Source organism: Micromonospora sp. MH33 (genome assembly GCF_003013775.1).
Lineage (GTDB): Bacteria > Actinomycetota > Actinomycetes > Mycobacteriales > Micromonosporaceae > Micromonospora > Micromonospora fulviviridis.
On the sequence record NZ_MUYZ01000230.1, the window covers coordinates 1 to 11,643 of the forward strand.

The 11,643-nt window shown below is 73.3% G+C and carries 9 protein-coding genes and 1 pseudogene; 4 read left to right on the plus strand and 6 right to left on the minus strand.

Annotated elements, in window-relative coordinates:
• From B0E53_RS37910 to B0E53_RS26735, 3 genes and pseudogenes are all read left to right on the plus strand, one after another.
• Window positions 1-346 (plus strand): annotated as a pseudogene (locus tag B0E53_RS37910) (hypothetical protein); the annotation flags it as partial.
• A gap of 82 nt (window positions 347-428) precedes the next feature.
• Window positions 429-2,330, plus strand: a complete 1,902-nt coding sequence (locus tag B0E53_RS26730) for a glycosyltransferase family 2 protein (protein ID WP_107078558.1) — start codon at window positions 429-431, stop codon at window positions 2,328-2,330.
• Entirely contained in the window at window positions 2,327-3,490 is a 1,164-nt protein-coding gene (locus B0E53_RS26735; protein WP_246835608.1) for a glycosyl hydrolase, read from the plus strand. The genes B0E53_RS26730 and B0E53_RS26735 overlap by 4 nt, the downstream gene beginning before the upstream one ends.
• Before the next feature lie 13 nt (window positions 3,491-3,503).
• On the opposite strand, the gene B0E53_RS26740 is transcribed toward B0E53_RS26735, so the two are convergent.
• Complete coding sequence (locus B0E53_RS26740) at window positions 3,504-4,013, minus strand: hypothetical protein (protein WP_146167778.1); 510 nt, start codon at window positions 4,011-4,013, stop codon at window positions 3,504-3,506.
• Between the two features lie 203 nt (window positions 4,014-4,216).
• Window positions 4,217-5,524, minus strand: a complete 1,308-nt coding sequence (locus B0E53_RS26745; protein ID WP_246835609.1) for an aminotransferase class V-fold PLP-dependent enzyme — start codon at window positions 5,522-5,524, stop codon at window positions 4,217-4,219.
• Window positions 5,525-5,661: 137 nt separating this feature from the next.
• Here B0E53_RS26745 and B0E53_RS39700 point away from each other — a divergent pair, with 137 nt between their 5' ends.
• On the plus strand, window positions 5,662-6,702 hold the full coding sequence (locus tag B0E53_RS39700) for a hypothetical protein (protein ID WP_246835610.1): 1,041 nt from the start codon (window positions 5,662-5,664) through the stop codon (window positions 6,700-6,702).
• Here B0E53_RS39700 and B0E53_RS26755 read toward each other — a convergent pair.
• The 4 genes from B0E53_RS26755 to dpgC form a co-directional block, all read right to left on the minus strand.
• Window positions 6,614-7,774: a ParB/RepB/Spo0J family partition protein gene (locus B0E53_RS26755; protein ID WP_210406218.1), complete on the minus strand. Its 1,161-nt coding sequence runs from the start codon at window positions 7,772-7,774 to the stop codon at window positions 6,614-6,616. The two genes, B0E53_RS39700 and B0E53_RS26755, sit on opposite strands and share 89 nt — an antisense overlap.
• Before the next feature lie 696 nt (window positions 7,775-8,470).
• Window positions 8,471-9,796, minus strand: coding sequence for a PLP-dependent aminotransferase family protein (locus B0E53_RS26760; protein WP_210406219.1), 1,326 nt, complete (start codon window positions 9,794-9,796; stop codon window positions 8,471-8,473).
• Between the two features lie 46 nt (window positions 9,797-9,842).
• The gene (gene dpgD, locus B0E53_RS26765) at window positions 9,843-10,637 is read right to left on the minus strand and encodes an enoyl-CoA-hydratase DpgD (RefSeq protein WP_210406220.1); all 795 of its coding nucleotides are present in this window, start codon (window positions 10,635-10,637) and stop codon (window positions 9,843-9,845) included.
• Window positions 10,634-11,643: (3,5-dihydroxyphenyl)acetyl-CoA 1,2-dioxygenase DpgC (gene dpgC / locus B0E53_RS26770; protein WP_107078563.1), on the minus strand; the 1,010-nt coding region annotated here is incomplete at its 5' end. The genes dpgD and dpgC, both read right to left, overlap by 4 nt.

Consider the following 11,643-nt stretch of genomic DNA (forward strand, 5'->3'; position numbering starts at 1 on the left):
CGGGCAGGCCACCCGCGAGGTCGCCGAGATCGTCGGCGCCCGGCGGCTGCCCGGCGACGGCGTGGTCTACGGCGACGCGGACGCGCGGACCCTGGTGGCCCGCTACCTGCCCGCCGACCGGCGGCCGACGGACCTGCTCGCCGCGGCGGCGGGGCACGGCTGTCCCGGCTGCCTGTGGGGCGTGCGGCGGCTGTGGGTGATCCGCCCCGGCGACCGCACGGATCCCGTGCCGCCCGTCGGCGGCGCGACGGAGCGGCTGCTCCGGACCGGGTACCAGGTGGCGCAGGTCTGGCACCCGACCGGGTTCACGCTGGCCCTCCTGGTGGATGAGCGCACCGCCCTCTGACTGATTCGCACCTTATCTACCTTACTGCCCGCTTAGGATCGGCCTCTGTCGGGTTTCGTGGCGAGAGCACCATGGGGGAAATGTGGCCGTCGCCGCCGATACACGCCCGTCCCGGGCCACCACACCGGGCACCTCGGACAACCGCCCACCGGCGCTCGCCCCGGCCGGACCGCCCGCTCGCAAGGGACCGGACCGGCGGCAGTTGAACATCCGGGCCCGCCTCGCGTACGCCCGGTGCGGCGCCACCGCCGGCCCGCTGGTCGCGCCGCGGCGCCCGGACGCGGCGGTCGAGTTCCGTCCGGTCGGCTCGACCGCGGCGCGCCTGGTGCTGACCCTGCTCGTGCTGCTCAACAGCGCGGCCGGGCTGCTGTTCGTCGGCTGGCTGCTGCTGCCCCAGCACGTGCCCGGGCCGGGCGTGGTCGGTCCCGGCGGCTGGCCGACCCTCGCCGCCCGGCTCGGCTTCTGCGTGGTCGTCGGCGTCGAACTCATCCGCCTCGCGCAGAACGTCGTGGTGTGGGTGTTCGCCTTCCACGCCCGGGACCCGGTGCCCGTCGACCCGCCGGTCGGCCTGCGGGTCGCCCTGCTCACCACGATCGTGCCGAGCAAGGAGCCGCTCGACGTGGCGGAGCGGACCCTGCGCCGGCTGCGGCAGATCGTCTACTGCGGCCAGGTGGACGTCTGGATCCTCGACGAGGGGAACGACCCGGCGGTGCGGGAGATGGCCGCGCGGCTCGGCGTGCACCACTTCAGCCGGAAGGGCCGGCCGGAGTACAACCAACCCGGCGGCGAGTTTCGGGCCCGGACCAAGTCCGGCAACCACAACGCCTGGCGGGCCGAGCACGAGGACCGGTACGACGTGGTGGCCAACGTCGACCCGGACCACGTGCCGCTGCCCAACTTCCTCGAACGGACCCTGGGCTACTTCCGCGACCCGGACGTCGCCTTCGTGGTGACCCCCCAGGTGTACGGCAACATGCACCAGAACTTCGTCGCGCACGGCGCCTCGGTGCAGCAGTACCTCTACAACGGCCTCATCGCCCGCGGCGGCAACGGGCTGGACGCGCCACTGCTCACCGGCACCGGCCACCTCTACCGGCCGTCGGCCTGGCGGACCATCGGCGGCTACCAGGACTCGATCATCGAGGACCACCTGACCAGCATCCGGATCCACGCCGCCGTCAACCCCGACACCGGCAACCAGTGGAAGGGCGTCTACACCCCCGACGTGGTGGCCATCGGCGAGGGCCCGACCTCCTGGGCGGACTACTTCAACCAGCAGAAGCGCTGGGCGGCCGGCATCTGCGAGATCCTCGTCCGGCCCGAGCTGCGCGCACCGCGCGAGCTGCGGTCGCGGCGGCGCTGGCAGTACCGGCTGCTCCAGTTCTACTACCCGAGCGTGGCGGTCAGCCTGCTGCTGGGCAACCTCGCCACGGCCATGTACCTGCTCACCGGGGTGAGCACGGCCCAGCTCGACGTCACCGTGTGGTCGGTGCTCTGGGGCTCGACCCTCGGCACCTGGTTCCTGCTGTGGCTCTGGCTCCGCCGGTTCAACATCGCCCCGCACGAGCGGGAGGAGATCGGCCTGGTCGGCATGGCGCTGGCCCTCTTCGCCGGGCCGATCTACGTGGCCGCCGGCGTCGGCGCGCTGTTGCGCCGCAAGCTCGGGTTCGTGGTGACCGCCAAGGGCACGCTGCGCACCATCGAGTCGCTGGGCACGTTCCGGCTGCACCTCTGCTGGGCGGCCGTCGCCGCGGGCCTGCTCGGCGCGAGCTTCGCGCTGCACAACGACTACCCGCTGCTGCGGGTGTGGCCGGTGCTGACCGTGCTGACCGGACTCGGCCCGCCGCTCATCGCGCTCGCGTCGAACCTGCGGGCACGGCGCGAGCGGCCCGAGGACCCGCCCGAGCCGGTTGCTCGCGCCGGGAGTGAGGAGCGACCCGCCCCGGTGGCGCGGGTCGGCGTCGACGGAGGTGTGTCGTGGTGAGACTGACCGTACCCCGGGTGGTGCTGGTGCTGGTCGGCGCGCTGCTGCTGGCGTACGCCTTCGCCGTGGCGCCGGCCGCGCTGCGCCCTGGGCGGACGGACGCCCCGCCGGACCGGGTCGCCCGGGCCGCGCCCGACGCGGTGGTGACGGCCAACGCCGAGGCGGTGGCCACGGCCGGACCGGCGCCCGGCCTCTTCCCGCCGGACGGCAAGGCGTTCTTCGGCGTGATGACCGACAACGGGCCGTACGACTTCGCCGCGGCGGACCGTTTCGCCGCGGCGGCGAAGCGCCAGCCGCAGGTGATGCTCTTCAGCGCCGGCTGGGCGTCCGCACCCTTCGACCGGGTGCTCTTCGACCGGATCAAGGCCCGCGGGATGCTGCCCATGCTGGGCTGGGAACCCTGGGACCACCACGTGGACCAGGCGGCCCGGAAGCAGAAGAAGCTGACGGTCCGCCAGATCGACAAGCTGCGGTCCAGCCAGCCGCGCTACCGGCTGTCGCGGATCGTGGACGGCGACTTCGACGGCTACCTGCGCTCCTGGGCCGAGGGCGTGAAGTCGCTCGGCTACCCGGTCGCCATCCGGTTCGCCCACGAGATGAACGGCGACTGGTACCCGTGGTGCGAGAAGGCCAACGGCAACCGGCCCGGCGAGTACATCGCGGCGTGGCGGCACGTGCACGATCTCTTCGAGCGGGCGGGGGCCACCAACGTCATCTGGGTGTGGAGCCCGAACGCCCGGTGGAGCAAGACGACCGCGAACCTCGACCAGCTCTACCCGGGCGACGACTACGTCGACTGGGTGGGCACCACCGGCTACTACGGCACCGGCACGTGGTCGGAATACTCGTCCTTCGACGCCATCTTCGGCCCCACCATCGCGGAGATCCGCACCTTCAGCCGGCGACCGCTGGTCGTCACCGAGACCGCCGCCACCGACGCCGGCGGGCGCAAGGCCCAGTGGATCCGGGAGACCTTCCGGGCGCTGCCGAAACACCGGGACGTCATCGGGCTCATCTGGTTCGAGGTCGACAAGGAACTGGACTGGCGGATCGCCAGCTCGCCCGCCGCGTCGGCCGCCTTCGCCGAGTCGGTCGCCGACCCGCGCTACGACGTCCGCTGGTCACCGGAGCTGCTCCCGCGCACGGAGCTGGACGGGTAGGCCGGCCGGCGGATCACCCCTCGCGTTCCGACTCGGGTTCCGAGTCGGGGCGCCGCCGGGCCGCCACCCGCCGCAGCGGCCGGCCGCCCCCGGCGATCTTCCGCAACCGCCGCCACGCCGTACGCCCCAAGCCGGCCGCCCCGCCCGCGGCGTCGGCCGGCGGGGGCGTTCGGGGCGGCGGTCCCTGGGGACCCGGCGCCCGCTGCGCGGTCCGGCCCGCCTGGTCGACCGTGGTGTCGGCGGTCCGCGCCCCGATGACCTGCGGGTTGCCGTCGACGGTACTCAGGGCGCGGTCGAGGATGCCGTTCAGCTCGTCGAGCCGGACCTCCAGCATCGCCTCCGTCGTCACGCCCCGGATGTCGACCCGGGCCGTGCCCAGCCGGGCCTGCACCCCCACGTCCACCTGGAGCAGGCCGCCCAGCCGGGCACGCAGGGACAGGTGGGCGTCCAGGTCGCCGGCCTCGACGCAGATGTCGTCCACCCGCAGGTGGGGGATCTGGAGGACCACGTCGGGGTCGGACATCGTCCTGCCGATGTGACGCACGCCGGCGGGCTCCCGGCGGTCGCCCTCCTCCGCCTGACGCCGGAGACCGGCGGCTCCCGCCGGCGGCACCTCCGGATCGTGCCTCCCCTTGCCCACCTGACCTCCGTCGCCCGTCGCCGGTCCGCCGGCGTGCCATTCCCGGAACGGGCGACGGCACACCTGCGGTTCGTGGCGGATCGGGCTCACACCAGCCGGCGTACCGCCTTCAGGGCCGCCTCCACGTCCGCCTCGCTGTTCGCGATGGTCGCGCCGAGGCGCAGGTAGGACGGGTTGTACGGGGTGCTGCTGGCGATCACGCCGGCGGCGTACAGCCGGCCCACCGCCTCACCCACCGGGATGTCGGGCACCTGGCAGCAGACCACCCCGGCGGAGAGTTCGGCCGAGCGCGGGGTGACCAGCCGGATGCCGCGGATGACGGCCAGGCCCTCCTTGAGCCGGTCGGCCAGCTCCCGGTTCCGGGCGGCGACCCGGTCCGGACCGATCTGCCGGTGGAACTCGAACGCGTCGGCGAGCGCCCACCGGTGCTCGAAGCTGTGGTAGCCGCCGGGCGTGTGCGCGGGGCCCGGCGGCGTGGGCTGCCCGCCCGTGCCGGCGAACAGCCAGCGGCCGATGCTGCGCCGGTCGAAGGTGGGGATGACCGGCGTCATCCGGCTCCACGCCCGGGGGCTGCCCCAGACCAGCCCGGTGCCCCGCGGCCCCAGCAGCCACTTGTGGCAGCCCGAGACCAGCACGTCGCAGCCGAGCTGCTCCGGGGTCGCCGCGTCGGCGGCGAAGCCGTGCACCCCGTCGACGCAGAGCAGCGCCTCGGGGCTGCGCGCGCGGACCGCCTCGGCGAGCCGCCGGACCGGCAGCTTCACGCCGGTGCTGGAGTGCACCCAGGTCAGCGCGACCACCCGGGTGCGGGCGGACACCGCCGCCGCGAGGCTGCCGACCATCTCGTCGGCGCTGGTCACCGCCGGGTCGCGGTAGAGGCGCACCCGGCGGACCGTCACCCCGTCCCGTTCGGCGCGCAGCCGCAACGACTCGTGGGTGGCGTAGAAGTCGTGCTCGGTGGTGAGCACCTCGTCGCCCGGCCGAAGCCGGACCGCCGTGTAGACCAGCCCGAGGCCCATGGTGGTGGAGTCGGTCAGCGCGATCTGGTCGGGGCGGGTGTCGAGGTGGCGGGCCGCCGCCCCGAGCACCGCGGCGTCGAGGCGTTCCTCGTTGGCGCCCAGGTAGCCCATCGCGTCCCGGTCGAGCCCGTCCCGATGTGCGGCGACGGCGGCGCGCACCGGGGCGGGGTGGGGCGCGAAGACGAAGGTGGCCAGGTGCGCGCGGCTGCGGTCGAGCGCGAACTGGGCCCGCACGCTGTCCCAGCTCGCCGGGTCCAGGGCCGGTGCGGCGCTCGCCGGCCCGGCCGCCTCCCGCCGCTCCGGCTCGCAGCCGGTGGCCAGGCCGGTCACGCCGCCCGCCGCGGTCACGCCGAGCAGGTTCCGTCGGCTGAGCTGCATCCGCCCATCGTCCACTGTCCACGTCACGGTCAGGTCACCGCGCCGACGGCCGGTGATTTCGCCGATGCGGGCCGCCCGACGGAGGCTCCAGACTGACGCGTGTCGATGGATCTCCGACCCGACAAGGAGCAACCGACGTGCGATCAGCCACCATCACCCGTCCCCGTACCCCCGTCAAGACCCTGGCCCGACTCGCCGTGGCGGCCGTCCTGGCCGTCGGCGGCGCCGTGGCCGTCCCGGCCGGCGCGCAGGCCGCCGACAACCCCTACGAGCGCGGCCCCGCGCCCACCAACGCCATTCTGGAGGCCAGCCGCGGCCCCTTCGCCACCACGTCCTACAGCGTCTCCGCGCTGAGCGTCACCGGCTTCGGCGGCGGAGTCGTCTACTACCCGACCAGCACCAGCGAGGGCACCTTCGGCGCCATCGCCATCTCGCCCGGCTACACCGCCACCTGGTCGAGCCTCAGCTGGCTCGGGCCACGGATCGCCTCGCACGGCTTCGTGGTCATCGGCATCGAGACCAACACCCTGCTCGACCAGCCGGACAGCCGCGGGCGCCAGCTCCTGGCCGCGCTGGACTACCTGGTCCAGCGCAGCACCGTCCGCGGCCGGATCGACGCCAGCCGGCTCGCCGTGGCTGGGCACTCGATGGGCGGGGGCGGCACCCTGGAGGCCGCCGCCGCCCGGCCGTCGCTGCAGGCCGCCGTCCCGCTCGCCCCGTGGAACCTGGACAAGACCTGGTCCGGGGTGACCGTGCCGACCCTCATCGTCGGCGGGGAGAGCGACACCGTCGCCCCACCCGGACCATCGACCACCACCTGCGCAACATCTTCCACCGGCTCGGCGTCCGCTCCCGCACCGAACTGGCCCGCCTGTTCGCCTAGGGCTCCCGGCGAGCGCCGACCGGCCATGCCGCGCGTGCGAACCGGTCAGGATCAGCCCCAGCACGTCCGGGTCGGCGGCGGCCCGGGACAGCAGGCCGGCGTAGGAGTCCACGGACGTGAACTCCGCCGCTCGCGAGGGTCACGGGGACGCGCCCAGCTGTGCGACTGCGGACGGTCCGCAGTCGCACAGCCGGGTGGTGTCCGGCTCAGGCGCTGCGATCGGCGCCCTGCTGTTCCAGCGTCTCGGCGAACTCCTGCCATTCCTGCGCGCACTGCCGGGCGACGTTGGCGATGACGTACGCGCAGTGCGGCGGTACCTTGTCGACCAGCCCGTCCCATTCGTTGTTCTGGATGGCGCGGGCGAACATCCAGCGCAGCAGTTCCCGCCCGGAATCGGTGAAGCGCAGCGACGGATCCTGCTTGAGCCCCTGGAGCATGGAGACGAGGTTCGGCCGGGGCGCGGGCGGGGGGTCCTTCGGTTCGAGCGTGAGGTGCGCACCGCCGGGACGCCGGTTGGTGGCGCACCGGGCGGGCGGCAGCGGGTCCTCGCCCCGTTGCAGCCGGTTGCGCACGTCCCGTGCGGTCGACGGGGACACCCCGGCGTTCTTGGCGATCTCCCGCAGCGACGCTTCGGGCTGGCTCTTGATGTAGCTGACCGCCTTCAGCCGGCCCTCCACGTTGTTCAGTGGCCGGACCCGCCCGTCCCGGCCGATGCGGGCCGTCACCTGTTCGCCCGCGCCGCCCTGGGACTCCAGGCGCCGGCGGATGTTGCCGATGGTGCGGGCGCTCAGCCCGGTGGACGCCGCGATGGTCCGGTCCGACCAGGACGGGTGGCTGGTGATGATGCGTTCGGCGGCGGTGGTGCGCTCGGCCACCGACAGCGGCAGGCCGTGCGCGATGTTCGCCTTGACGCCGAGGACGAACGCCTCGCGTTCGCTGCCGTCGAACATCCGCGCCTCGATGACCTCGTCACCGCGGATCCGGGCGGCGCCGAGGCGGTGCGCCCCGTCGATGACCCGCATGGTGGCGCGGTGCACGATGATCGGCGGGAGCGGGGCGTCGATGCTTGCCAGCATGCGCGTGTGCTCGGGGTTCTCGCCGTGCAGGCGGGGTGAATCGAGCATCTGGAGAGATTCGACCGGCAGCCGTTCGATCGGCAATTTATCAATCAGTTCGCTGTAATTCTGCTCTGCCTTCATTCGATCGGCGAAATCGTTGACCATCTGATGTTCCAACACCAACCCCCCGTTGGCTCTGATTCCCCTCAACGCGGTGATGTGTCGACCTGGCGTTGAACGGGACCGACCGCCCGCGTAACGCCGCGACGTATCGATGACTGACTCTATCGACCACGGGCTCCGCTGCAAAGTATTGCACGCGGGATTCGTACGTGACGCTACTGCGTGGCACTTGACCGCGGCGTCGATTCATGATTCGAACGTTCGATTAGCGCGCGAATGGGACACAATACCCAAAGCGCACGGTTCCCGTGCGATGGCGATGCGTAGTGTCCGGCATTCCTGATGAATGCGGGCGTGACGGTTTTTTCGGGCGCGAGGTCGAGCGCGGCCGGTGCAATCTGCGGGCAGATGAGTTGGTTGCCGGGTTCGCAGCGGATGCCGGTGCTGACCGGATGTGTCCGGAAAAATAGGCACGCGGTCACCGGCATGCCGGGGCATTGGCCTGACGGATGTCGCACACGGTGCGGAAACCCGCCGGGGCGGCGTTCGCGTGAATCCCGCACACATCACGGTTCGGTTAACCAGTGGGAAAGGATTGGTGGGTGGAGGAGCCGTCGGGATACGTGCGTAAACGAGTACTGCACATGGTTGCGCCGCCCTCCGCGCTTTCCACTGAATTCGCAGGTCATCGCGCGGTTCCGGCACGGCATTGCGGCCGGTCGAGCGGGTGAGCCGACGCATTCCCCAACCCCGGCGACTGTCGGATATCGGCGTCGCGATGCGGTGTGGCGAGCGCCACACAGTGGTGGTCGCCCCTCGCCCGCGCATGAAGAAGGAGGAGGTGGCGGCGGGTTTCGCGCCGCCACCTCCCGGACGAGCGGATCAGGACGCGGCGGCCTCCGCCTCGACGAACCGGGCGAGCCGCGTGACGCCCTCGTCGATCTCCTCCTGCGTGAGGTAGCTGATCGACAGCCGGATCCCGTGCTCGCCGCCGGCCTCCGGATAGAAGTACGACATCGGCGTCCAGATCACGCCGAAGTCCCGGGCGCACCGGGCCAGCGCGGCGTTGTCGGCCCGGAACGGCACCGTCAGGGCGAGGAAGAACCCGCCGGCGGGCTGGTTCCACCGCACGCCCAGCGCGGCCCGGCGCGGCGCCGGCAGCCGTTCGTCGAGCCGCTTCAGGGTGTGCCGCATCGCCTCGCCGTAGTAGGCGGACGTCTCCGCGTTCAGATCGGCGGCCGTCCCGCCCGCGGCGAGCAGCATGCCGGCCACCGCGGCCTGGCTCAGCGGCGAGGTGTTCACGGTGACCATGCTCTTGATCTTGCTGAGCTCGTCGGCCAGCAGTCCGGTGCCGCCCTCGCCGTCCGCGACCTCCTGGTCGGCCACGGCGAAGCCCACCCGCGCCCCGGGGAAGAGCGTCTTGGAGAACGAGCCGAGGTGCACCACCCGCCGGGCGGTGTCCAGCGACTTCAACGTGGGCAGTTGGCGGCCGGGGCTCACCAGCCGGTAGGGGCTGTCCTCCAGCACCAGGAAGTCGTGCTCCTCGGCCAGCCGGAGCAGCTCGTGCCGGGCCGCCAACGACATCGACAGCCCGGACGGGTTGGTGTGGTCGGGGATGACGTAGCACGCCCGGGGGCGGCGGCCCCGCGCCCGCTCGGCGCGCACCGCGGCCACCAGGTCGTCCGGGTGGAAGCCGTCCTCCCGCTCCGGCACCGCCGTGGTCGCGATGTCGAGCAGCCGGGCCGCGCCGGTGATGCCGACGTAGCAGGGGCTGGAGACCAGCAGGGCGTCCTCCGGGCCGCGGATGAGGGCCCGCAGCGCCAGCACCATCGCCTCCTGGCAGCCGACGGTGACCACGATCGACTCCGCCGGCACGTCGATGCCCTCGTCGCGGCGCAGCCAGTCGGCGACGATCTCCCGGATCCGGCCGGCGGCCGGGCCGTACTGGAACATCGCGTCCTTGATCGCGGCGGGGGAGCGACCCTGCGCGGCGAGGTGGTCCAGGTAGGCGCGGATGCTGTCGAAGACCTGGTCGAGGTCGAAGAAGCCGTCGAACGGGCGGCCGGGCGCGAACGAGATCGCCCGCGGGTAGCGGGAGGTGACCTCGTTGAGGAAGTTCATCGTGTCCAGCAGCGGATCGGAGAGGCTGTCGTGCAGCTCGTCCCGGCGCAGGACACGCCCGGGGCCCGGATTCGGCAACGTGGTCATCTCACTCCCGTCGTGGTGGTGCGCCGGTCGGTCCCTGGCACGGCCGTCACCGGCCCAGCCAGACCGGCGCGCGTTTCTCGGCGAAGGCCCGCGGGCCCTCCACAGCGTCCCGGCTGGCCCGGCGGCGCTCCTCCCAGCCGTACCGGCCGGCGAACGCCTCGGGCAGCGGCCGGTCCAACGACCCCAGCACCGCCTGCTTGATCGCCCGCAGCGCCAGCGGCGCGCAGGCCAGCAGGTCGGCGACCCAGCCGGCCACGCAGCGGTCCAGCTCACCGGCCGGCACCACCTCGTTGACCAGCCCCAGGGCGTACGCGGTGTCGGCGTCCATCCGGCGGCCGGTGAGCAGGTAGCCCATCGCCGCCTTCAACGGCACCTGCCGGCTGAGCCGGAACGCCCCGCCCGCCCCGGGCACCAGCCCGAGGCGCGGTTCGGGCAGGGCGAAGACGGCCCGGTCGGAGGCGACGATCAGGTCGCAGGCCAGGGCCAGCTCGAAGCCGCCGCCGAGGGCGTACCCGTCGACCCGGGCCAGCACCGGCTTGGACAGGTCGAAGCGCTCGGTGAGCCGGGGCCAGCCGGGCTGCCCTCGCGAGCCGAAGCTGCTCGGGGGCACGCCGTCGGCGTCCAGCCGGGCCCGCTCCCGCAGGTCCTGCCCGACCGAGAAGGCCCGGTCCCCGGCGCCGGTCAGCACGACCACCCGGACGTCGTCGTCGGCCTCCACGTCGTCCCAGACCTCGGCCAGCTCCGCGTGCATGCGCAGGTCCATCGCGTTCAGCACCTCGGGCCGGTCCAGCGTCACCCGGGCGACGTGGTCGGCCTTGTCGTACCGCACGCGGGGGGTCACCGGGGCGGTCCTCCCGGGCGGCCGAACCGGCCCACCTTGCCGATCACGTCGTCGCTGTACAGCCGCAGCGCCTGCTGCACCGCGAACTCGGCCAGGTAGCGGCGGAACTCCTCCGGCGACTCCTCGCCGACGCTCAGCATCCGCCGGTTCGGCGCCACCGCCGGCTGTCGCAGCCGGGCCACCGCGTCCTCGACCGCCCCGTCCACCGCGGCCGGCTCCACCACCTCGTCGAGCAGCAGGCGGGCCTCCGGTTCGATGGCCCGGATCCGGCGGCCCAGCAGGATCACCTGCCGGGCCAGCCGGGGGCCGGCGATCCGGGTCAGCCGCAGGTTGGCCACCCCGGGCACGATCCCCTCCTGGGCGGCCGGCAGGCTGAGGTACGCGTCGTCGGCGGCGATCACGTGGTCGAAGACCAGCAGCAGCTGCATCCCGCCGCCGATGGCGAAGGTGTCCACCGCGGCGATCCACGGCTTCTGCACCGTCGGCGCGTGCCACGGCCCGTCCTCGTCGCGCAGCCCGCCCCGGATCTTGGCCAGGTAGCCCAGCTCCCGCCGGAGCAGGAAGCCGGTCAGCGTGATCTGCCCGGCGTGCAGCGCCTTGAGGTTGATGCCGGCGCTGAACACCCGCCGCCCCTCGTGGCGAGGGTGGGTCATGACCCCACCCCGCACCACGCCGACCTCGACCCCGGGATCCAGCAGGGCCAGGTCGACGGCCGTCTCCATGTCGTCGACCTGGCGCTCGTCCTCGGCGTTGAGGCAGTCGTCGCGGCACATGGTGATCCGCGCCGCCCCGTCCTCCCGGCGCAGCCGCACCGAGCCGAGGTCGAGCGCGCCGGTGCGGCGGAACTCGGGCAGCAGCTCCCGGGCCCGGGGGGTGGGCCGGAGCATGGCGTCCAGCAGGTGCCGGCCGGCCGTGGGGGAGCCGAGCACACGCCCCAGGAAGAGGCCCTGGTCGATCTCGTACCCCTCCTTGCGCAGCTGCGGCCGGGCGCGCTCGGCCGCGAGCC